The following is a 19,824-nucleotide window of genomic DNA, read 5'->3' on the forward strand; positions in this document are numbered from 1 at the left end:
AACGTTCAAAAAACCGTCGTCATTTTGGAACGAGATTGGCGGGTCGAGAACCTCTGACGCTGCGAAGAGCCAAATCTGAAACGAGGATATCCAAAAGGCGATAGCAAAACAATCGTCATGATTTGCGGTTTATTTGCGGCCCTGTATCTCTGGTGGCGGAACGGTGATAGGGTGCGCCCACTTGCCAAAATGCTGCACGTCCAACCGCTGGATCATCGGTCCACAGCGGCCCTATGGCATTTCCGTTGGAGGAAAAATCATGATGTTATTACGAGTGTTGAGCTTTCTGAAAGGCATGAGGATGCCGGTTACCCAAGCACCGGTTGCCAGTGTCAAACCAGCCAAGCCGATCCCGTCGGTCAAGAGCAAGACGCGGCGCGACATTGCGGACAGCGACGGTAAAATACGGCGTCAAAAGCATATGGTTGAATGCAACCGGCTGATCTGATCTGAAGCAGGGCGTGGCGCCGCTCCCCGGTGGCGCCGTTCTCAAGAGAGTTCATTCTATCCCAGAACGCCCGCAAAGCTTTTCGTCAGCTTTCCCTGCCGGAACGCCTCGGCGATAAAATCAACGAATACCCGCGTTTTTGCGGGCAGCAGCCTGCGGCTGGCATAATAAATCGATACGGCCCCGGCGTCGGCATACCAGTCCGGCAAGAGGCGCACGAGCTCGCCATTTTCCAGATGCGGCAGGGCAACGGGGGCCGAGAGGATGGTTACGCCCAGGCCGAGCAGAGCCCCCTGACGCATGGCGGCGGGGTCGTTGACCACAATCCTGTCCCGGATATGCGCCGGCATTTCCATGCCAGCGCTGTTGCGCATCATGCGCACCGGAATGCGCCCGGTGCGCTGCTGGCGCAACACAATCCCGTCCATCGTCGCCAGCCCGGCCGGATCCGCGGGAAATGCGCGGCCCCGCATGTAGGCTGGAGACGCCACAGCTACGAGATGAAGGGTTGCAAGCGATCGGGACACAACGCCGGGCAGAAGTTCGAAGCCGCCGCCGATGGCCGCATCGAAACCTTCCGCGATCAGGTCGACCTGCCGGTTCTCGAAATGCCATTCCGGCCGGATCAACGGAAAGCGCTCGAGAAAGGCCGGGAGCAGCGGCATGACAAACCCGATGCCGAGCGTCGGGCTCATGCTGACCTTGAGCACACCGGCGGGTTCGTCGCGATGCGCCGTAACATTGGCGATCGCCGCCTGCAGATCCTCGAGATTTGTGCGGACCGCCTGCAGGAAGCGCTCGCCTTCCTCCGTCAGGGCCAGATTTCGCGTGCTGCGATGAAACAGCCGCACGCCAAGATTGCGTTCAAGCATGGCCACGTTCCGGCTGACCGCCGCAGGCGTCAGCGACAGGCGCCGCGCCGCTGCTGAGAAACCTCCGGTTTCGGCGCTGCGCACGAACGACTCCAGATTGGCCAGGGTCTCCATATCCATACCTTCAACTGATCATTGAAAATATTTAAAGCCATTACCTGCTTTTCGTCAATGAATGGATGGCCCATTCTCAGGTCATGCAATTTCATGCATTCGCAAAAAGGAACAAGATCATGAGCATTGGTATTATCGGAGCCGGGCTGATCGGCACGGCTTTTGCGCGGGTATTGGCCCGGGCCGGCATCGAAGCAACCATTTCCAACAGCCGCGGACCGGACTCGTTGAAGGAACTGGTTGGCGAACTCGGGCCGTCCATCAAGGCCGGCACCGTAGAGCAGGCGGCAAGCGCGGATATTGTGGTGATTGCCGTCAATTGGTCGAAACTGCCGCAGGCTTTGGCCGGTTTGCCCGCCTGGAACGGCCGCATCGTCATCAACGCCAACAATGCCATCGAAGCTCCGTCTTTCAAGCCTGTTGATCTCAAGGGGCGGTTGCCGAGCGACGTCGTCGGCGATCTCGTGCCGGGTGCAAAACTGGTGAAGGCGCTCAACCATCTGCCCGCAGCCTTGCTTGCGGGCGACCCCAAGGCTGAAGGCGGTCGGCGCGTCCTGTTCTATTCCGGCGACGATGCGGACGCCAAGGCGAAGGTCGGCGCCCTGTTTGAAAAGCTTGGCTTTTTCCCGCTCGATCTGGGCAGCCTGGCGACGGGTGAGAAGATGGCGGGGTTCCCCGGCGGCCCGCTCGCCGTCCTCAATCTGGTGAAGTTCGGCTGACGACAAGCGAAGGGCCTGTCCCACGGGGCAGGCTCTTGCAGAATTATGCGGCCGCAAGGCGGCCTGCAGGCCCGCATCGGGCTGGGGCTCATTGCCGCCGATATCGGGTGCATGGAAATGCCCGGTTCCACCTTTCAACATGCTGTCCTGGCCGCCTAATTTGCCTCAGGCACTTTTATATTCGGCAAATGATGTTACATTGGCTTCAACGTTAATGAACAAGCGCCTTGCCTGCGTCCTCCAGAGGTTCGCGCGGCGCCCGAAGGATAAGATTTTGAAAGACCCCGAATCGGGCGCCCGCAAAGCGTCGAACGAAGGGGCGTCTGGCGGTCATACGGTGTCGAATGGCATCCCAGGTCCCGCCAAGAACGGACCCGGACCACAAGGGGATTCTGCGCGTCAACCGCAGGAGAGCCGGTCCGATTCCCAGGAAGGACGCTTCGAGAAAAGCCCCAAGAAACGGGCGCGCCGCCGTCGGCGCGGCAAGTCGAAACACGGTGCTGTTTCGGCGCAAAACCCTGTTGCCTCCGCCGCACCTGCGCATCCGGCGGGAGAAGCCGATGCCGCAGCGCCGGTCAAAACCGGCAAAAAGCGCCGCCCCAACCGCCACAGACGCCGGGGGCGTTCCGGCGCAAAACAACAGGAAACCGTTGTCGCGGCGACTGTGGAACAGAACAGTCCGGCCAAGCCATCCGAACCTGACAACCCGCGGCGCGAACCCAGATATGCCGGTGCTCCGCTCTATGCAGCGCTGGATCTGGGCACGAACAACTGCCGCCTGCTGGTGGCAACGCCGACGCGGCCGGGCCAGTTCCGTGTCATCGATGCGTTTTCGCGCATTGTCCGTCTCGGCGAGGGGCTGGGTGCAACTGGGCGCCTGAGCCCGAATGCCATGAGCCGCGCCATCGAGGCGCTGAAGATTTGCCGCGACAAGCTGGAAAACCACGATGTGCGGCGCGCCCGCCTCATCGCCACCGAGGCCTGCCGCCAGGCGGAAAACGGTGCCGAATTCCTGCATCAGGTCAAACACGAGACCGGCCTTGATCTGGAGATCATCAACCGCCAGACCGAGGCCCGCCTTGCTGTTTCCGGCTGCGGCACGCTGGTCGAGCGCGAAACCGATGCGGTTGTGCTGTTCGATATTGGCGGCGGTTCCTCCGAGATTGCCCTGATCGACCTGTCGGAGCGCCGTTCGCCGCGTCTGGCTGAGCATATCATTGCCTGGACATCGCTGCCTGTTGGCGTCGTCACGCTGGCAGAGCGTTTTGGCGGCCGCGATGTGACGACCGACAATTTCGCCGTCATGGTCAATCACGTGGCGGAACTCCTCAATGATTTCTCCGAACGGCACAAGCTCGGCGATCTCGTCAACAGCCAGAATTTTCACCTGCTCGGCACCTCCGGCACGGTGACGACGCTTGCCGGCATTCATCTTGGTCTCGACCGCTATGACCGGCGCCGCATCGATGGTATCTGGATGCAGAACGACGACGTGACCGAGATGACGAGCAGGCTCCTGTCGTGGAGTTTTGACGAACGGGTTGCCAATCCCTGCATCGGTGCCGACCGGGCGGATCTTGTTCTTGCCGGTTGCGCCATTCTGGATGCAATCCGCAATGTCTGGCCCAGCCAGAAGCTGCGTGTGGCTGATCGCGGCCTGCGCGAAGGTATTTTGACTGAACTCATGTCGCGCGATGGCGCGTGGCGCAATCGGTGGTTTCGCGCCAATGTCGCGTAAGAGAGGGGCGTACATTCCCAATGGCTAAGACAACAACAGGCGGGCGCGGCGGTACGGGTACGCGCGGCCTGCATACCAAGATCAAGAAGAAGGCGGGCACGATCAAGGAATCGTCGCGCCGCTGGCTGGAACGTCATATCAACGATCCCTATGTGCAGCGGTCAAAGGCCGACGGCTATCGGTCGCGCGCGGCCTACAAGCTGATCGAGATCGACGATCGTTACAAGATCCTGAAAAAGGGTCAGCGCATCATCGATCTGGGCGCCGCCCCCGGTGGCTGGAGCCAGATTGCTGCGGGGATTGTCGGCTCTCCCGAGGACGCGCCGACGGTTGTCGGCATCGATTATCTGCACATCGATCCCTTGCCGGGCGTAACGCTGCTCGAGATGGATTTCCTCGAAGATGCCGCGCCGGACAAACTGATCGAAGCGCTGGGCGGCCAGCCGGATATCGTGTTGTCGGATATGGCCGCTCCCACCACGGGGCACCGCCGCACCGACCATATCCGCACGACGCATCTGTGCGAAGTGGCGGCGGACTTTGCGGTTTCCGTGCTGCGGCCGGGTGGTCACTTCCTGACCAAGACCTTTCAGGGCGGCACGGAAAACGAAGTGCTGACCTTGCTCAAGCGGCACTTCAAATCCGTGCATCACGTCAAGCCGCCGGCCTCGCGCGCTGAGTCCGTGGAACTTTACCTGCTCGCCCGTGATTTCAAGGGCCGGTCTTAAACGACGGTCTATTCGGCAGGCGCGGGCTTCGCATCCGGGTAATGCCCCGATACTTCGGCGCCGGCATCCGGCTTCATCGGCATGAACAAGAAGAATGCCAGCGACGATATGGCGGCCACCAGGAAGAATGCCGTGTGGAAATCCGAGAGCTGCAACGGCCCGCCATGCAGATTGGTGGACACTTCCAGAATGCCGCCGGCAACCGCAACGCCCAGGGCGATGGATATCTGCTGGGCGACCGATGCGATCGGTGTTGCAAGGCTGGTCTGTTCATTGGGCACTTCCGCATAGGCAAGTGCATTGGCCCCGGTAAAGAACAGTGAGCGGAAGAAGCCGCTGACCAGAAGCAGGCCAAGAATAAGCGCGGTCGGTGTTGCCGGCGTGAAGAAACCATTCATGGCAATGAAGCTTGCGGCAATCAGCGATCCATACATCAGCGCATTGCGGAAGCCCGTCTTGCGGAAGAACCATTTGGTCACGAATTTCATGCCGATGGCACCGGCGGCCGATATGAAGGTCATGAGGCCGGACTGGAACGGTGTCATGCCGAAGCCGATCTGGAACATCAGCGGCAGCAGGAACGGTGTCGCACCGACGCCGATGCGGAAAAGACTGCCGCCAAAAATCGACGCACGGAACACCTGGTTCTTGAACAGGTCGAGCGCCAGCAGAGGTTCCGGCGTGCGTTTGGCATGGATGAGGTAGAGCACCGTCGAAACGATGCCGACGCCGAGCGTCGAGAACCCGACCCATGCGGGGAGCGCCGGCAGGCTGACCACGGAAAGCCCGAACACCACGCCGGATGCGGCAATGCCGCTGAGGAAGAAACCGGGCACGTCAAGCTTGCGCTGGATCAGCGTTTCCACATCCGGCAGGTAACGTGTCGCAAACCAGATGCCAAGCAGGCCGATCGGCACGTTGATCAGGAAAATCCAGTGCCAGGTGAAATAGGTGGTGAGAAACCCGCCGATGGGCGGCCCGACCAGCGGCCCGACCAATGCGGGCACGGTCAACCAGGCCATGGCGCCGACAAGCTCGCTGCGCGGGGTCGAGCGCACCAGCACCAGCCGTCCAACCGGCGTCATCATGGCACCGCCGACACCCTGCACGAAGCGTGAGACGACGAAGGCCAGCAGGGAGTTGGAGGCTGCGCAGGCGATCGACCCAAGCACGAACACCACGATGGCCGCGCGGAACACATTTTTGGCGCCGAACCGGTCGGCCATCCAGCCGCTGACCGGGATGAACACGGCGAGCGAGACGAGATAGGCGGTCAGCGCGAGTTTCAGCGCGATGGGGCTCGTACCGATGTCGGCGGCAATCGCGGGCAGGGATGTCGATATGACGGTCGAGTCCATCTGTTCCATGAACAGGGCGACAGCGAGCACGAGCGGAACAATGCGATTCACAATGAATTCCAGTTCTCAATAAAGAGCTTCGTCAGCAATCGGGGTCCGTCGCGGGACTCACAATGAAAAGCAACCCTTGCTGGCGCTGCGATAGCACCAGTGTGGCGGGTGCTCAAGCACCGATCAATCAGATGTGATCCAGCACAATACGATTTTCCGCTATGCAAAAGGGAACGGCCCGGCAGCCATGACGTTGCCTGTGCACGATCTCAACCGCAGACCCCAAGACTGCCAGAAGGAGATGAATTCATGACGTCATACGAGATTTCCCGCCGCGACCTGTTTCTTGCGTCGAGCGCCATAGCCGGTGGGCTCGCCATGTCGCAGGTCATGCCGGATGCTGCCGCCGCGGCGGTTCCGCTTTCGCCGGTGAAGTCGCCGGGTTTCAAGCGCTTCAAGCTGGGTGAATTTGAGGTCACCACGCTTCTCGATGGCCTGCGCCTGTCCGATGGCCCGTTTCCCACCTTCGGTGCCGATCAGTCGCAGGAGAAGGTGGCAGAACTGATGCGCGCCAACTTTCTGCCCGAAACGAAGTTCGTCAATGGTTTTGCCCCGGTGTTGATCAATACCGGTGCTGAACTGATCCTGTTCGACACGGGTTTTGGCGCTGCAGGACGCGACAACGGTTTCGGCCAGCTGGAAGCCAATATGAAAGCGGCGGGTTACACGCCCGATCAGGTGAGCGTCGTCGTCATCACCCATATGCATGGTGACCACATCGGCGGCCTGATGAACGGCGAGAAGCCTGCCTTTGCCAATGCGCGCTATATCGCGGGGCAGATCGAATATGATTTCTGGACCGATCCGGCCCGGGCGGGCACGCCGGCGGAAGCGGGTGCCAAGGGTGTTGCGGCCAAGGTGAAACCGCTGGCGGAAAAGACCACCTTCATCAAGGCGGGTGATGCGGTTGTGTCAGGGATTACCAGCGAAGCGGCTTACGGCCATACGCCCGGCCACATGATTTTCCACGTGGAATCCGCGGGCAAGCGTCTGGTGCTGACCGCCGATACCGCCAATCACTACGTTGCAGCCCTGCAGCATCCGGAATGGGAGGTGGCTTTCGATACGGACCGGGCCAAGGGCATCGAGACGCGCAAACGGGTGCTCGACATGATCGCCACCGACCGCGTGCCGTTCATCGGTTATCACATGCCGTTCCCGTCGGCTGGTTATCTCGACCGGCAGGGAAGCGGCTACCGTTTCGTACCGGTGACCTATCAGTTCGATGTCTGACCCTGTGCGGGCGTTGCCGATGCGGCTTCGGCGCGCTTGCGCCGGATCGCATCCGCAATGAACACCCGTGACAATGCGTGGTAGAGCGGTTCGTGCGAGATGATGCGTGCCGTGCCGTAACCGAGCATGGATGTGCACATCAGCGCAATGACGCTGTCATGGCTGCCGGTCATTTCCAGAATGATGACGAAAGCCGTCATCGGTGCCTGCACCACCCCGGCGAAATAGCCGGCCATGCCGAGCACGGCGGCGAGGCCGATATTGCTGCCGGTGAGCAGACCGATTGTGCTGCCGAAGCTCGCGCCGACGGACAGCGAAGGCGCAAAAATGCCGCCGGGAATGCCGGAGACCATGGAAAGGAAACTGGCGAGCAGTTTCTCCAGAAAGAAATACCACGGCAGGGCATGGCCTTCCACGGCGCCGCGCGCCTGTTCGTAGCCCGTGCCGAAGGTTGTACCGCCTGAAGCGACCCCGATCAGCGCCACGGCAAAACCGCACACAGCGGCGAGCAGCAGGGTACGGCGAAACGGATCGGGTGCCGTCCAGCGCTTGATCCTGCGCAATGCCTTGACGGCACCGGCACTGAAAAAGGCACCGAACGCACCGCCGCCGACACCGCACAGGATCACCAGAAGCCAATCGGAAAAGCTGGTTGCAACGGCAACGGATGCACCGAAATAGGTGTAATTGCCGACAAGCCCGATGGCGGCGAGGCCGGAGAGGATGACGGCGGTCAGAACAAGGCCGTTGGTGCGTGCCTCATAGGAGCGGCCCATTTCCTCGATGGCAAAGACGATACCGGCGAGCGGCGTATTGAACGCCGCGGCAATTCCGGCGGCCGAGCCTGCAAGGATGAGCCCGCGCGCCTGCGCCATGCCGCCCCAGCGCGCCACCTGCAGCATCAGCGACGCGCCGACCTGGACGGTTGGGCCTTCGCGGCCGATGGAGGCGCCGGAAAACAGGCCGACAACGGTCAAAAGGATTTTGCCGAAAACCATGCGCAGGGAAAGCAGCCTGACGCGATCCTCGTGATCGTTGAGATGACGGGCCGCGATGGCCTGCGGAATGCCGCTGCCCTGGGCGTTGGGGAAGAAACAGTAGGCCATATAGGCGCAGAAGATGAAGCCGAGCGGCGTGATGATCAAGGGCAGGAATGTCGTCCAGCCGCTGGTTCCGATCACGCCATGAAACGTTTCCTGGGCAAGATCCGCCAGCTTGGCGAAGAGGACGCTGATCACACCAATGGCAACCGCCCCCGCCCAGAACACCAGGCGCGGCCGCCAGACCCGCGTGTTGCCCCACATGGCACGGGACCGGCGCAGGAAGGAAACTTTTCGGTAAATCGGGCGCACCATATCTCCTGCATTCAACCGTCCAAGGGGTCGTATGGTCCTAACATGCGGGAAAACGATGGGCCAGTCTCAACAATTCACCCTTTTACTGCCAAGATGCATAGGGCATTTTGCCACCAAGGAGGACGCCATGAAACGATTCTTTGCCATGCTTTGTGTCTCACTGTCGCTCGGGGCTGTGTCGTCAGCGGTCGCCGCTTCACCGGAAGAAAAGGTCGATCCGATCGACAAGGCGGCAACGGAATGTCTGAACAGCCCGGCAGGGCAGACGACTTCAGGAATGGTCGACTGCTCGCACAAGGCCTTTGTCGCCTATGACAAGCAGCTGAACGCTGTCTACAAGAAAGTCCTGGCATCGGTCGATCCGGAATCAGCCAAACAGATTCGCGATGCGCAGCGCAAATGGGTGGCGTGGCGCGAGGCCCAGATCAAGGCCGACAACGGCCCATGGCGCGCCGACCGGGGTTCCATTGCCAGCATGGATATTGAGGCGCTGAATGTGGACGCCGTGCGGGCGCGCATCAAGGAACTTCAATATTATGCGCAGTAAGGCCGGTTTCCATCCACCCCTAGAGGGAGATCGCGTATCCCTGATTGCGGAATAAATACGTTTCCACCTTTCCAAACCGACATATCCATGTTACCAGCCCGTGCCAATTCACCGGAACATTACTGACTCGGCGCACCGCCATCGTGGTGCGCTTGTCGCATTTTAAGGAATTGGTTATGGCAAAAATTGTTGAATCCGCGACGGGCGCGCTGGCACTGACATTTGACGATGTCCTGCTTCAGCCGGGTCATTCCGAAGTCATGCCCGGCCAGACTGACATTCGCACCCGCATTGCTCCCGATATCGAACTGAACCTGCCGCTGCTCTCCGCTGCCATGGACACCGTTACCGAGTCGCGCCTTGCCATTGCCATGGCTCAGGCTGGCGGCATGGGCGTCATCCATCGCAATCTCACACCGGAGCTGCAGGCCGAAGAGGTCCGGCAGGTCAAGAAGTTCGAATCCGGCATGGTCGTCAACCCGGTCACCATCGGCCCGGACGCAACGCTTGCCGATGCGCAGGCATTGATGCGCGCCCATGGCATTTCCGGCATTCCGGTGGTCGAGAACGCCGGCGAGGGCAGCCGCAAGCCGGGCCGTCTCGTTGGCATCCTGACCAACCGCGACGTGCGCTTTGCGTCCGATCCCAATCAGAAGATTTACGAGCTGATGACGCGTGAAAACCTCATCACCGTGCGCGAAAACAATGTCCAGCACGAGGAAGCCAAGCGCCTCCTGCACCAGCACCGCATCGAGAAGCTGTTGGTGGTGGACAGCAAGGGTCACTGCGTCGGTCTGATCACCGTCAAGGATATGGAAAAGTCGCAGCTGAACCCGAATGCCGCCAAGGACGCACAGGGACGCCTGCGGGTTGCCGCTGCATCCAGCGTCGGCGAAGACGGTTTCGAACGCGCCGAGCGGCTGATTGCCGCCGGTGTCGACGTGCTCGTCATCGATACCGCTCACGGCCATTCGCAGCGTGTCCTGGATGCGGTCACCCGCGCCAAGAAGATGTCGAACGCCGTGCGCATCATTGCCGGTAACGTCGCAACGGCTGCGGGCACGCAGGCGCTGATCGATGCGGGTGCCGATGCGGTCAAGGTCGGTATCGGACCGGGCTCGATCTGCACCACGCGCATCGTTGCCGGTGTCGGCGTGCCGCAGCTTTCCGCCATCATGTCGGCCGTGGAAGCCGCGCACAAGGCCGGTGTTCCGGTCATCGCCGATGGCGGCATCAAATATTCCGGCGATTTCGCCAAGGCGCTTGCGGCCGGTGCCGCCGCTGCCATGGCGGGTTCCGCCCTTGCCGGAACCGAGGAAAGCCCCGGGGAGGTCTATCTCTACCAGGGGCGTTCCTTCAAGGCCTATCGCGGCATGGGCTCGGTCGGCGCCATGGCCCGCGGTTCGGCGGATCGCTACTTCCAGGCGGAAGTCCGCGACGAGCTCAAGCTTGTGCCGGAAGGCATTGAAGGCCAGGTGGCCTACAAGGGGCCGGTGTCGGGCGTGCTGCATCAGCTTGCCGGCGGTCTTCGTGCATCGATGGGCTATGTCGGTGCCAAGAACCTGGAAGAGTTCCGCGACAAGGCGACCTTTGTCCGCATCACCAATGCGGGCCTGCGGGAAAGCCACACCCACGACGTGACGATCACGCGCGAAAGCCCGAACTATCCGGGCGGCAACTGATCGGGGCGCGGAGGCCATGTCTGACAACGCCCTCCGCGACCACTTCTCGGCCATGGCGCGCAACAGCGCCTGGTCGAACCATCGGCTGCTTGGCGCCTGTGCCGGGCTGACGGATGCGGAATTCGCGCAGGAACGGGTCAGTTTCTTCCCGTCGCTGCAGATGACGTTGAACCACAATCTCATTGTCGATCACATCTATCTGGCTGACATGACCGGCGTCGGGCGCAAGAACATCAGCCTCGTCGGGGATATTCCCTTTCCAAAACTGGCTGATCTCAGAGAAGCGCAGGACGTTTTCGACGCCGACCTGATCGCCTTTTGCGACAGTCTGAGTGCGCCGGATCTCGACCGGATCGTTATGATCGAATGGCAGGACGGGCAGGTTTCACAGGAGCCGATCCGGCTTGTTCTGTCCCATCTGTTCGTCCACCAGATTCATCATCGCGGGCAGGCACATGCGATGCTGGCGGGAACAAAAGTGCCCCCGCCGCAGCTTGATGAGTTTTTCCTGAACTACGATATTGCGCGCCGCAAGGGCGAACCTTTCGCGACTTGACCTCCCTAAAGGGGGCAGTTCACGGAATAATCTTCCGCGCCCGCAGATCCCGGAAGACGTTCAGGAACATTTCTTCCGTATCGATATGGTCGTGGAAGCCGGCGCGCCGCAGTTTGCTGCCGTCGGCGAAGAAATCGTAATTCCAGCCGAACACCGCATCGCCAAATCCCCATGACGAGACATCCCTGTAGGGGACTGCCGCAAGACCGTGCTTTCCAACCATTTTCTCCCAGAGCGGTTCCTTGTCGGCCATCACCACGTTCAGGGACATGGGCAGCGGCGGGGCAACCTCCAGATCGAAAAACTTGGCAATTTTCGGCCACATCTCGCTCCAGCGGAAGAGATCGCCATTGTTGATGTTGTAGGCCTGATTGCCTGCAGCCGGATCGGTGGCGATGAACACCGTCGCCCGCGCCAGCAGACCGGCATCGGTCATTTCAAGCAGGCCGTCATAGGCCCCGGGCTTTCCGGGAAAGCGCAGGGGAATGCCGAGCTCCTTGGACATCGAGGCATAGACGGCGATTACCGAGGCAAGGTTCATCGGGTTGCCCAGCGCGTATCCGATAACGACGGACGGGCGCAGCGCGGACCATGTCCAGCGTTTCCCCTTTTGCGCGGCTTCGAGAAAGTCCTGCTGATCGATGTTGAATTCCGGCGGCATGTGATTGGCATCGCTCTCGCGCGCCGGTGTCTTGAACGGGCCGAGATGCGCACCGTAGACCTTGTATCCCTGCATGAGGCTGATGTGCCGGAGGCCGGGTGCGATGGGTTCGATGGCATCGACCACGTTGACCAGCATGGCAAGGTTCGGCGGCACCAGCTCGGCCCAGGTCGGACGGTCCTGATAGGCCGCATAAAAGATATGGGTGACATCGGTGAGGTGCGCGAGCTTTGCCTTGGCATCCGCCGCATCGAGCAGATCGACGGCGATGTGGTTGAGCCTGCCATCCGCAATCCCGCCGCGCCGGGACAGGCCGACGATCTGCCAGTCACCCAATTCCTTGAGATATGCAATGAGGTTGCCGCCGATGATGCCATTGGCACCCACAATCACGGCCTTTTTCATGTCCTGCGTCATTTCAACAGCTCCATATTTGTTGGTGCCGTCAGCATCATCCATTTGCATAGGTTTGCGTAGCCTATCAATAGTGATATCATTCATAAGAAAATATTTGAGGTGATGAGTGGATCGCTTTGCTGCAATGAAGACATTCGTACGGGTGGCGGAGCTTGGCTCGCTGTCGGCGGCGGCGCGGGAGCTGGGGCTCACGCAACCGGCCGTCAGCCAGCAGATGGCGGCGCTGGAGCGTCATCTGAACATGCGGCTGCTGCATCGCTCGACACGCCAGCTGGCCCTGACCGACAGCGGCGAGACCTATTACCAGCGGGCGCGGCATATCCTGCAGAGCGTCGACGAGGCGGAAGAGGCGGTGGCTGGCCTAACAGCTTCGATTCAAGGCAACCTTCGCGTGCATGCGCCTGTCGGGTTCGGCCAGATGCACCTGACGCCGGTGCTGATCGATTTTCAGCGCCAGCACCCGGATTTGACTGTCGAATTCATTCTCGATGATCGCTTTGCCGATCTGGTGGCCGAGGGCGTGGATGTTGCCATCCGTTTCGGCGCACTGGCCTCCTCGGGGCTGGTGGCACGGAAACTGGCGACGTTCGAGCGTATTCTCGTGGCTTCGCCGGACTATCTCGCGCGCCATGGCAGCCCCCTGCTGCCGGAGGAACTGTCAGAGCACCGGCATGTCAGGTTCATCTGGTCGCCGCAGGGCGAGGCGGTGCCGCTGATCGGCCCGGAGGGGCCGATTGTCGTGCCGGTCAAATCAGGCTTTCTTGCCAACAACGCTTTCGTGCTCAATCAGGCTTTGTGTGCGGGCGTGGGCATTGGCGGGGCGCAGGTGCCGCTGGTCCAACCGTTGCTCGACGACGGCACGCTGGTTCGCGTGCTGCCCGCTTACCGCTATGCCCCCATGGATATGCACGTGGTCTATGCCTCGGCCAAGTTTCTGCCGCGCAAGGTAAAGGCGTTTGTCGATCATCTCGCGGCTGGCTTGTCCGGAATTCCCGGGTTGAATTAACAGCTTGCGAAAAAAATGAACGTAGACGTAAGATGCGCCAACGTTGGAGGAACCATGTCGCAGACCGCAATTTTCTGGCCGATGATCGCACTGACCGCGCTGATCTATATCGTCTACGGCCTGGTATTCCTTCGCCGCATGGAGGCGGTCAAGAGCGGCCAGGCGTCGCCCCGCGATTTCAAGCTGCCGCTGAAGGAGCCGGAGGTCAGCGTCACGGTGATCCGCAACCTGATCAATCTTTATGAGCTGCCCGTCCTGTTCTACGCCGTCTGCATTTCGCTTTATGTGGTCAATGGCTCATCGTTTCTTGCCGTCATTGTTGCCTGGCTGTTTGTGGCAGCACGCGTCGCCCACACCGTCGTGCATGTGACGTCGAACCGTTTGAGGCTGCGCCAGCCGATCTTCACCATCGGCTATCTCTTGAACGGTATTCTCTGGCTCATACTCGCGCTGCATCTGGCGATACCCGCAACGGCTTAGAAGCGGTCAAGGGATTGAAGGGAACGGTCAGGAACTAAGCCGCCAGATCGTCCAGCTCGTCGGCTGAGATCAGCAATCGCCTGCCGCACTCGACAATCGTAGCGGCAAGGGCCTCGAAATCGTCGCGCCTTTCGCTTTGCCGGCGCCAGATCAGGCCGATCTCCCGCGAGGGTTCGGGATCGGCAAAGGCAAGGATGCGCACATTGTTGCGGCTGGCCTCCGTGCGCACGGCAATTTCCGGGATCAGCGTCAGGCCCATGCCATGGCTGACCATCTGCAGCAGGGTTGTCATGCTGGTGGCGCCATAATTGACCAGCTGCCGCTGCTTGACGCTGGTGCACACCGCCAGGGCCTGATCGCGCAGGCAGTGGCCTTCTTCGAGCAGCAGCAGCCGTTCCAGCGCCACGCTCTCCTGGGTCATCGGCGAGGTGAGAATGTCGGTATCGTTGCTTGACGTGGCAATCAGAAACCGGTCGCGGAACAGCGGTTTGGCGACAATGCCATCGCTGTCGATCGGCAAGGCGGCGATCAGCGCGTCGAGATCGCCGAGCCGCAGATCCTCGACCAGCTTTGACGTCACCGCCTCGCGCAACTCGATGGTCAGCTCAGGGTAGGCTTCGCGCAGTTCCGGAATGAGAATGGGCAGGAGATAGGGCGCTATGGTCGGGATGATCCCGAGCCGCAGGCGGCCCTGCAGAATGCCGCGCCGCTGCGACGCCAGTTCCTCCAGCGATCGGATGCCGTTCAGGATGCCGCGAACCCGCGGCAAAAGCCGCTTGCCCATATCGGTCAGAACCACTGTGCGGCGCGTCCGCTCGAACAGGGGGGTTCCCAGCCGCTGCTCCATCTCCGCGATCTGCGCCGAAAGCGCCGGCTGCGAAATGCGTGCGAGTTCTGCTGCCTTGCGGAAATGCAGGGTGGTGGCGAGGATATCGAAATAGCGCATCTGACGGACGGAAAACATGATAACCAAATCCTATCAATAATAATTCTAAATTCAATTGGAAACTATGATTGGAATAGTTCTATGGTCACCCCTGAGATCGCAGAGAGCCCGCGCGCCGTGCGATTCTGAAAATAGTGTCAAAAACGAAATTCAAGGAGAAGCCAATGGCTGACCGTCCGACGTTGACAACAACTGCCGGTGCACCGGTATCAGACAATCAGAATTCGAGGACTGCGGGCGAACGCGGTCCTGTTCTCCTGGACGACTATCAGCTGCTCGAAAAGCTTGCCCACCAGAACCGTGAACGTATCCCGGAACGTGTTGTTCACGCCAAGGGCTGGGGCGCATTCGGCACGCTGAAGATCACCGGCGATATCTCCCGTTACACCAAGGCCAAGGCCTTGCAGCCGGGCGCCGAAACGCCGTTGCTGCTGCGTTTTTCCACGGTTGCCGGTGAACTTGGCGCCGCCGATGCCGAGCGCGACGTGCGCGGTTTCGCCCTCAAATTCTACACGAGCGAAGGCAACTGGGATCTGGTCGGCAACAACACGCCGGTGTTCTTCGTGCGCGATCCGCTGAAGTTCCCTGATTTCATTCACACGCAGAAGCGCCATCCGCGCACCAACATGCGTTCGGCCACCGCCATGTGGGATTTCTGGTCGCTGTCGCCGGAAAGCCTGCATCAGGTCACCATCCTGATGTCGGATCGCGGTCTGCCGGTCGCGCCGATGTATATGAACGGTTACGGCTCGCACACCTATTCCTTCTGGAATGACAATAGCGAGCGCTTTTGGGTAAAATTCCACTTCAAGACCCAGCAGGGCCACAAGCATTACACCAATGCGGAAGCTGAAACCCTGATCGGCAAGTCGCGTGAAACCTACCAGGAAGAGCTGTTTGGCGGCATTGAACGCGGTGAATTCCCGAAATGGACCGTTCAGGTTCAGATCATGAGCGAAAGCGATGCGGAAAAGACTTCCTACAATCCGTTCGATCTGACCAAGGTCTGGCCGCATGCTGAATTCCCGCCGATCGAAATCGGCGTCATGGAACTCAACCGCAATGCCGACAACTATTTCGCCGAGATCGAGCAGGCTGCCTTCTCGCCGTCGAACGTCGTTCCCGGCATCGGTCATTCGCCGGACAAGATGCTGCAGGCCCGTGTGTTCTCCTATGCGGATGCGCATCGCTACCGCCTTGGCACGCACTATGAAGCACTGCCCGTCAACCAGCCGAAGTGCCCGGTCCATCACTACCACAAGGATGGCCAGATGAACTTCTTTGGCCAGAAGACCGGCAATGTCGATGCCTATTACGAGCCCAACAGCTTCTCGGGCGCCGTCGAACAGCCGTCGGCAAAAGAGCCGCCGCTGGCTCTTTCCGGCAATGCGGATCGCTACAACCACCGCATCGGCAATGATGACTACGGTCAGGTGACGGCACTGTTTAACCTGTTCGACGCCGGTCAGCGTGCACGCCTGTTCTCCAACATTGCCGCGGCAATGGGCGGTGTTCCCGGTGCTATCATCGAGCGCCAGCTGGCGCACTTCAAGCGCGTTCATCCCGCGTATGAAGCCGGCGTGCGGGCTGCCCTCAAGGAAGCGCATGGCTATGAAGCCAACGCGATTTCCAACGAAGAAAAGCACGCCGCGGCCGAGTAATCGCTGCCTGCAACAACTTTGTTGTTCAATGTGAAAGCCGAAGCGTGATGCTCCGGCTTTCTTTTATTGGCTTTGCCATGTATGCGAAGCCGGTAGACAACAAGAAGGAATTCCCATGCGACTTGGCGGACGCCTGCAGGCGGCAATCGAAGTACTGGACGATATTGAGACCCGCAAACGCCCGGCTTCCGATGCGCTCAAGGATTGGGGACTGTCGCACCGCTTTGCCGGTGCGGGTGACCGCGCGGTCATCGGCAATATCGTTTATGATGCCTTGCGGCGGAAATTGTCGCTCGGCTGGCGCATGGACAGCAACGCGGCCCGTCATATTGCCTTTGGCGTGCTGTTGTCCGATGCCGAACTGGTTATCGATGAAATCAATGCCGCGCTGGATGGTGACAAGTTTGCGCCCGCACCGCTCGAAGCCGACCGCATGGCCATCTGGCTGGAGCGTGATCTCGCGGCGGCGCCCGATCATGTGCGCGCCGACACGCCAGAATGGTGTGTGCCGCATTTCCAGGCGATTTTCGGCGATGCCTGGGTGGGTGAAGCCGCTGCCCTCAGCGACCGCCCGCCGGTTGATCTGCGCGTCAACACGCTGAAGGCCGATCGCGAAAAGGTGCTGAAGGAACTGGTTCGCGCCGGTGCCAATGCGGCGCCGCTGCTGGAAACCGCCGTCCGGGTGCCGCCACTGCGCGCCATGGGCCGTCATCCGAACGTGCAGGCGGAACCGGCCTTCCAGCGCGGCCTTTTCGAGGTGCAGGATCTCGGCTCGCAGATCGCTGCCAAACTCAGCGGTGCGAGGCCTGGCGAACAGGTGCTGGACTACTGCGCCGGAGCCGGCGGCAAGACGCTGGCGCTGGCGGCTCAGATGGGCAACAAGGGGCAGATTCACGCCTATGACGCGGAACGTGCCCGGCTTGCCCCCATTTTTGACCGGCTCAAACGGGCAGGGGTGCGCAATGCGCAGGCCCACGCCAATTCCAGCGAACTCATTCCGCTTGAAGGCCAGATGGATCTCGTTCTGGTCGATGCGCCTTGCACCGGTTCCGGCACCTGGCGGCGCAGGCCGGACGCGAAGTGGCGCCTCAGCGAGCAGCAGCTGGAACGGCGCGAGGTGGAACAGCGTGAGGTGCTTGACGCGGCCAAGGCCTATGTGAAACCGGGCGGGCGGCTGGTCTACATCACCTGCTCGCTGTTTGCGCCGGAAAACGGCCAGCAGGTCGCTGCGTTCCTGGGGGCAAACCCTGATTATACCCCGGTCGATACCCGCCCGCTCTGGCAGGAGGCGGTCTCGGCGAGCGACGGTCTCGGGCCCTTGTTCAAGGATGGCAATACGATCCTGTCGCCATTGTCGACGTCGACAGACGGCTTCTTCATTTCTGTTCTCAGACGCGAGAAATAACGGTACAACCATCCGCGACATTGTCCGCAGGAAAGGTTCTACCATGTCCCGGTCCGTAGGGTTTCTCTTGTTTCTCGTGTTGACTGTCGGTGGCGGGCTTGCCATCGGCTATATCACGCTGCCTGGCGAATGGTATGCCGGGCTGGTCAAGCCTTCATTCAACCCGCCGAACTGGATTTTCGCGCCGGTGTGGACGATCCTGTATATCCTGATCGCCGTTGCCGGGTGGCGGGTGTGGGATCTCGATATGACCTCCGCCCAGCAATTCTGGTGGGCGCAGCTCGTCCTGAATTTCCTGTGGTCTCCGACCTTTTTCGGCTTCCAGCAGATGGGATTTGCCTTGCTGGTCATCGCGCTTTTGCTGGTCTCGATCATCGCCTTCATCCGGGTGACATGGGAGCCTGAACGGCCCGCCGCGCTCATGTTCATTCCCTATCTCGTCTGGGTCGCCTTCGCCACGCTTCTCAACGCATCGCTGTATCTGCTCAATCCGGTGTCCTGACATGAGTTTGCCCTATCAACTGGCCGCTATTGGCGGCAAACAGGTGCTGTTCGTCATGGCTGTGGATGCGGAGTATGGTGCGCATCTGCAGCGGCTGTTCCGGCCGCTGATGACCGGTGTCGGGCCGGTGGAGGCAGCGGTCAGCCTTGCGGCCAATCTCGCCGCGCTGGAACGGGATGGAATCGTACCGGACCTCGTTGTATCGCTGGGATCAGCCGGGTCGCGGACGCTGGAGCAGACCGAAGTCTATCAGGCGACAAGCGTCTCCTATCGCGACATGGACGCTTCGCCGCTTGGCTTTACCAAGGGGGCAACGCCGTTTCTCGATCTGCCCGTGACTGTACCTTTGCCGCTGCGCATCCCGGGCGTGAAGGAAGCATCGCTTTCAACCGGCGCAAACATCGTCTCGGGCAGCGCCTATGACCGGATCGATGCGGATATGGTGGAGATGGAAACTTTTGCCATATTGCGCGCCTGCCAGCGTTTTGGCCTGCCGCTGATCGGGTTGCGCGGCATTTCCGACGGAGCTGCCGATCTGCGCCATGTCGGCGACTGGACCGAATATCTGCATGTGATCGACGAAAAACTGGCGCTGGCTGTGGAAGCCATGGGCCAGGCGCTGGAGACCGGAGCGATCACGCTATAATTTTTTGATTTTCTTATCGACTATTTTATTGATACTGAAAAGTGATATCATTATATGGATCTCAACCGGAAGCATCGGGCGACGCTTGCCGCCATTTTTGCCGAACCCGTCCGTGCAGGTATTGCTTGGCGGGATATCGAGGCGCTCATCCTCGCTTGTGGAGGCGAGATTACGGAAGGGCAGGGCTCGCGTGTTCGTATCGCCCTGAATGGCATCCGTGCGGTGTTTCATCGGCCGCATCCGCAAAAGGAAACGGATAAGGGCGCAGTGAAATCAGTGAGGCGCTTTCTGCTGGAAGCGGAGATACGACCATGAGTACGATGCATTACAAAGGCTATGAAGCGGTTATCGAATACGACGAAGATGCTTCTCTTTTCCACGGTGAGGTTATCAATCTTCGCGACGTCATTACCTTTCAGGGAACATCTGCGGCAGAGCTGAAGCAAGCGCTCGCCGGCTCCATCGAGGATTATCTGGCCTTTTGCGCCGAGCGTGGCGAGGAGCCGGAGAAGCCATTTTCCGGTCAGTTTGTCGTGCGTGCGGAACCGGTCCTGCACAAGGCCATTTCCAGTGCCGCGCGCCGCGCCGGGGTGAGTCTCAACAAATGGGTTGTCATGACGTTGGAGCGATCGTTGCGCTAGAGGTTCGGATGCGAACAAACACCACAACACAAGGATGATTCCTCTCAAATTGTGAACA

The 19,824-nt window shown here is 60.4% G+C and carries 21 protein-coding genes; 16 read left to right on the forward strand and 5 right to left on the reverse strand.

The genetic code is table 11. The features are described from left to right. The first annotated feature begins 259 nt into the window (after window positions 1-259). Window positions 260-448 carry a hypothetical protein gene (locus tag ACZ5FP_RS06815; RefSeq protein ID WP_346307326.1) on the forward strand — a complete coding sequence of 63 codons (189 nt, stop codon included), beginning with the start codon at window positions 260-262 and terminating at the stop codon, window positions 446-448. A 56-nt stretch (window positions 449-504) separates the two neighbouring features. On the opposite strand, the gene ACZ5FP_RS06820 is transcribed toward ACZ5FP_RS06815, so the two are convergent. Next, window positions 505-1,434 carry a LysR family transcriptional regulator gene (locus tag ACZ5FP_RS06820; RefSeq protein WP_464663205.1) on the reverse strand — a complete coding sequence of 310 codons (930 nt, stop codon included), beginning with the start codon at window positions 1,432-1,434 and terminating at the stop codon, window positions 505-507. Between the two features lie 119 nt (window positions 1,435-1,553). Here ACZ5FP_RS06820 and ACZ5FP_RS06825 point away from each other — a divergent pair, with 119 nt between their 5' ends. The 3 genes from ACZ5FP_RS06825 to ACZ5FP_RS06835 all read left to right on the forward strand — a co-directional run bounded on the left by ACZ5FP_RS06825 (window position 1,554) and on the right by ACZ5FP_RS06835 (window position 4,619). Next, on the forward strand, window positions 1,554-2,153 hold the full coding sequence (locus ACZ5FP_RS06825; protein ID WP_464662845.1) for an NADPH-dependent F420 reductase: 600 nt from the start codon (window positions 1,554-1,556) through the stop codon (window positions 2,151-2,153). Between the two features lie 274 nt (window positions 2,154-2,427). Further along, the gene (locus ACZ5FP_RS06830) at window positions 2,428-3,891 is read left to right on the forward strand and encodes a Ppx/GppA phosphatase family protein (RefSeq protein ID WP_464662846.1); all 1,464 of its coding nucleotides are present in this window, start codon (window positions 2,428-2,430) and stop codon (window positions 3,889-3,891) included. A 20-nt stretch (window positions 3,892-3,911) separates the two neighbouring features. Continuing rightward, a complete protein-coding gene (locus ACZ5FP_RS06835) occupies window positions 3,912-4,619 on the forward strand; it encodes an RlmE family RNA methyltransferase (RefSeq protein WP_464662847.1) in 708 nt (235 codons plus the stop codon). Window positions 4,620-4,627: 8 nt separating this feature from the next. Here the strand turns inward: ACZ5FP_RS06835 and ACZ5FP_RS06840 are convergent, their stop codons facing one another. Next, window positions 4,628-6,028 carry an MFS transporter gene (locus ACZ5FP_RS06840; RefSeq protein ID WP_464662848.1) on the reverse strand — a complete coding sequence of 467 codons (1,401 nt, stop codon included), beginning with the start codon at window positions 6,026-6,028 and terminating at the stop codon, window positions 4,628-4,630. A gap of 249 nt (window positions 6,029-6,277) precedes the next feature. Here ACZ5FP_RS06840 and ACZ5FP_RS06845 point away from each other — a divergent pair, with 249 nt between their 5' ends. Further along, window positions 6,278-7,261 (forward strand): MBL fold metallo-hydrolase, encoded by a 984-nt coding sequence (locus ACZ5FP_RS06845; RefSeq protein ID WP_464662849.1) that lies wholly within the window; start codon window positions 6,278-6,280, stop codon window positions 7,259-7,261. On the opposite strand, the gene ACZ5FP_RS06850 is transcribed toward ACZ5FP_RS06845, so the two are convergent. Beyond that, entirely contained in the window at window positions 7,246-8,616 is a 1,371-nt protein-coding gene (locus ACZ5FP_RS06850) for a chloride channel protein (RefSeq protein WP_464662850.1), read from the reverse strand. The two genes, ACZ5FP_RS06845 and ACZ5FP_RS06850, sit on opposite strands and share 16 nt — an antisense overlap. Window positions 8,617-8,743: 127 nt before the next feature. On the opposite strand from ACZ5FP_RS06850, the gene ACZ5FP_RS06855 reads away from it, so the two are divergent. The 3 genes from ACZ5FP_RS06855 (at window position 8,744) to ACZ5FP_RS06865 (ending at window position 11,401) form a co-directional block, all read left to right on the forward strand. After that, window positions 8,744-9,163 carry a lysozyme inhibitor LprI family protein gene (locus tag ACZ5FP_RS06855; protein ID WP_464662851.1) on the forward strand — a complete coding sequence of 140 codons (420 nt, stop codon included), beginning with the start codon at window positions 8,744-8,746 and terminating at the stop codon, window positions 9,161-9,163. Between the two features lie 176 nt (window positions 9,164-9,339). Beyond that, the gene (guaB, locus tag ACZ5FP_RS06860) at window positions 9,340-10,845 is read left to right on the forward strand and encodes an IMP dehydrogenase (protein WP_223611621.1); all 1,506 of its coding nucleotides are present in this window, start codon (window positions 9,340-9,342) and stop codon (window positions 10,843-10,845) included. A gap of 16 nt (window positions 10,846-10,861) precedes the next feature. Continuing rightward, window positions 10,862-11,401: a DinB family protein gene (locus ACZ5FP_RS06865; protein WP_464662852.1), complete on the forward strand. Its 540-nt coding sequence runs from the start codon at window positions 10,862-10,864 to the stop codon at window positions 11,399-11,401. A 19-nt stretch (window positions 11,402-11,420) separates the two neighbouring features. Here ACZ5FP_RS06865 and ACZ5FP_RS06870 read toward each other — a convergent pair whose 3' ends face one another. Continuing rightward, window positions 11,421-12,479 (reverse strand): SDR family oxidoreductase, encoded by a 1,059-nt coding sequence (locus ACZ5FP_RS06870; RefSeq protein ID WP_464662853.1) that lies wholly within the window; start codon window positions 12,477-12,479, stop codon window positions 11,421-11,423. 124 nt (window positions 12,480-12,603) lie between these two features. On the opposite strand from ACZ5FP_RS06870, the gene ACZ5FP_RS06875 reads away from it, so the two are divergent. Further along, window positions 12,604-13,485, forward strand: coding sequence for a LysR family transcriptional regulator (locus ACZ5FP_RS06875; protein ID WP_464662854.1), 882 nt, complete (start codon window positions 12,604-12,606; stop codon window positions 13,483-13,485). Window positions 13,486-13,539: 54 nt separating this feature from the next. Beyond that, the gene (locus ACZ5FP_RS06880; RefSeq protein WP_464662855.1) at window positions 13,540-13,965 is read left to right on the forward strand and encodes an MAPEG family protein; all 426 of its coding nucleotides are present in this window, start codon (window positions 13,540-13,542) and stop codon (window positions 13,963-13,965) included. 34 nt (window positions 13,966-13,999) lie between these two features. Here the strand turns inward: ACZ5FP_RS06880 and ACZ5FP_RS06885 are convergent, their stop codons facing one another. Further along, window positions 14,000-14,929 carry a LysR substrate-binding domain-containing protein gene (locus tag ACZ5FP_RS06885; protein WP_464662856.1) on the reverse strand — a complete coding sequence of 310 codons (930 nt, stop codon included), beginning with the start codon at window positions 14,927-14,929 and terminating at the stop codon, window positions 14,000-14,002. Window positions 14,930-15,075: 146 nt separating this feature from the next. On the opposite strand from ACZ5FP_RS06885, the gene katA reads away from it, so the two are divergent. From katA to ACZ5FP_RS06915, 6 genes are all read left to right on the forward strand, one after another. After that, window positions 15,076-16,572 (forward strand): catalase KatA, encoded by a 1,497-nt coding sequence (gene katA / locus ACZ5FP_RS06890; protein ID WP_464662857.1) that lies wholly within the window; start codon window positions 15,076-15,078, stop codon window positions 16,570-16,572. Between the two features lie 115 nt (window positions 16,573-16,687). Continuing rightward, window positions 16,688-17,977, forward strand: a complete 1,290-nt coding sequence (locus ACZ5FP_RS06895; protein WP_464662858.1) for an RsmB/NOP family class I SAM-dependent RNA methyltransferase — start codon at window positions 16,688-16,690, stop codon at window positions 17,975-17,977. Between the two features lie 43 nt (window positions 17,978-18,020). Continuing rightward, complete coding sequence (locus ACZ5FP_RS06900; RefSeq protein ID WP_464662859.1) at window positions 18,021-18,479, forward strand: TspO/MBR family protein; 459 nt, start codon at window positions 18,021-18,023, stop codon at window positions 18,477-18,479. A gap of 1 nt (window position 18,480) precedes the next feature. Next, window positions 18,481-19,125, forward strand: a complete 645-nt coding sequence (locus ACZ5FP_RS06905) for a 5'-methylthioadenosine/S-adenosylhomocysteine nucleosidase (protein WP_464662860.1) — start codon at window positions 18,481-18,483, stop codon at window positions 19,123-19,125. A gap of 54 nt (window positions 19,126-19,179) precedes the next feature. Next, window positions 19,180-19,440, forward strand: a complete 261-nt coding sequence (locus tag ACZ5FP_RS06910; protein ID WP_464662861.1) for a type II toxin-antitoxin system HicA family toxin — start codon at window positions 19,180-19,182, stop codon at window positions 19,438-19,440. Next, on the forward strand, window positions 19,437-19,766 hold the full coding sequence (locus ACZ5FP_RS06915) for a type II toxin-antitoxin system HicB family antitoxin (protein ID WP_223611611.1): 330 nt from the start codon (window positions 19,437-19,439) through the stop codon (window positions 19,764-19,766). The genes ACZ5FP_RS06910 and ACZ5FP_RS06915 overlap by 4 nt, the downstream gene beginning before the upstream one ends. Window positions 19,767-19,824: the final 58 nt, after the last annotated feature.

The organism is Phyllobacterium sp. T2-21 (genome assembly GCF_055378485.1).

What these genes read in the sequence shown, in the direction of transcription:
- ACZ5FP_RS06870 (WP_464662853.1), bottom strand. Translation starts at nt 12,479, where the DNA reads ATGACGCAGGACATGAAAAAGGCCGTGATTGTGGGTGCCAATGGCATC.
- ACZ5FP_RS06820 (WP_464663205.1), bottom strand. Translation starts at nt 1,434, where the DNA reads ATGGAGACCCTGGCCAATCTGGAGTCGTTCGTGCGCAGCGCCGAAACC.
- ACZ5FP_RS06900 (WP_464662859.1), top strand. Translation starts at nt 18,021, where the DNA reads ATGTCCCGGTCCGTAGGGTTTCTCTTGTTTCTCGTGTTGACTGTCGGT.
- ACZ5FP_RS06915 (WP_223611611.1), top strand. Translation starts at nt 19,437, where the DNA reads ATGAGTACGATGCATTACAAAGGCTATGAAGCGGTTATCGAATACGAC.
- ACZ5FP_RS06855 (WP_464662851.1), top strand. Translation starts at nt 8,744, where the DNA reads ATGAAACGATTCTTTGCCATGCTTTGTGTCTCACTGTCGCTCGGGGCT.
- ACZ5FP_RS06910 (WP_464662861.1), top strand. Translation starts at nt 19,180, where the DNA reads ATGGATCTCAACCGGAAGCATCGGGCGACGCTTGCCGCCATTTTTGCC.
- ACZ5FP_RS06905 (WP_464662860.1), top strand. Translation starts at nt 18,481, where the DNA reads ATGAGTTTGCCCTATCAACTGGCCGCTATTGGCGGCAAACAGGTGCTG.
- ACZ5FP_RS06850 (WP_464662850.1), bottom strand. Translation starts at nt 8,616, where the DNA reads ATGGTGCGCCCGATTTACCGAAAAGTTTCCTTCCTGCGCCGGTCCCGT.
- ACZ5FP_RS06880 (WP_464662855.1), top strand. Translation starts at nt 13,540, where the DNA reads ATGTCGCAGACCGCAATTTTCTGGCCGATGATCGCACTGACCGCGCTG.
- ACZ5FP_RS06875 (WP_464662854.1), top strand. Translation starts at nt 12,604, where the DNA reads ATGAAGACATTCGTACGGGTGGCGGAGCTTGGCTCGCTGTCGGCGGCG.
- ACZ5FP_RS06815 (WP_346307326.1), top strand. Translation starts at nt 260, where the DNA reads ATGATGTTATTACGAGTGTTGAGCTTTCTGAAAGGCATGAGGATGCCG.
- katA (WP_464662857.1), top strand. Translation starts at nt 15,076, where the DNA reads ATGGCTGACCGTCCGACGTTGACAACAACTGCCGGTGCACCGGTATCA.
- ACZ5FP_RS06845 (WP_464662849.1), top strand. Translation starts at nt 6,278, where the DNA reads ATGACGTCATACGAGATTTCCCGCCGCGACCTGTTTCTTGCGTCGAGC.
- ACZ5FP_RS06825 (WP_464662845.1), top strand. Translation starts at nt 1,554, where the DNA reads ATGAGCATTGGTATTATCGGAGCCGGGCTGATCGGCACGGCTTTTGCG.
- ACZ5FP_RS06895 (WP_464662858.1), top strand. Translation starts at nt 16,688, where the DNA reads ATGCGACTTGGCGGACGCCTGCAGGCGGCAATCGAAGTACTGGACGAT.
- ACZ5FP_RS06835 (WP_464662847.1), top strand. Translation starts at nt 3,912, where the DNA reads ATGGCTAAGACAACAACAGGCGGGCGCGGCGGTACGGGTACGCGCGGC.
- guaB (WP_223611621.1), top strand. Translation starts at nt 9,340, where the DNA reads ATGGCAAAAATTGTTGAATCCGCGACGGGCGCGCTGGCACTGACATTT.
- ACZ5FP_RS06885 (WP_464662856.1), bottom strand. Translation starts at nt 14,929, where the DNA reads ATGTTTTCCGTCCGTCAGATGCGCTATTTCGATATCCTCGCCACCACC.
- ACZ5FP_RS06865 (WP_464662852.1), top strand. Translation starts at nt 10,862, where the DNA reads ATGTCTGACAACGCCCTCCGCGACCACTTCTCGGCCATGGCGCGCAAC.